At 47.2% G+C, this 216-nt stretch carries 1 pseudogene; it reads right to left on the bottom strand.

The window, feature by feature from the left end:
- Positions 1-216, bottom strand: a pseudogene (locus H8K52_RS22180) (IS5/IS1182 family transposase); the annotation flags it as partial.

Here is a 216-nt window from a genome sequence, read left to right as displayed (position 1 = left end):
GTTTGGCATCCGATTTGTATTCGCGGTAGCCAAGTCTATTCGTAGTGGAGTACGCCAGTAACTGACCATTCGGGCAACGATACACATCCGCTTGCGCATCATATTCATACTCGCGCTTATAGAAGAAGCCATCTTTATGATTGGGGCGACGATAGCCAATCACGCCATAGATATTGCGCTCAACTAAACCTTTGCAAATGTGGGGTGTGAAGTAGC

Origin of the sequence: Affinundibacterium seohonense, from assembly GCF_014284305.1 — a bacterium.
Classification (GTDB): Bacteria; Pseudomonadota; Gammaproteobacteria; order Burkholderiales; family Burkholderiaceae_D; genus Undibacterium; species Undibacterium seohonense.
The sequence above is the reverse complement of the archived record's forward strand: the minus strand, read 5'-3'. Positions and strand labels throughout refer to the sequence as shown.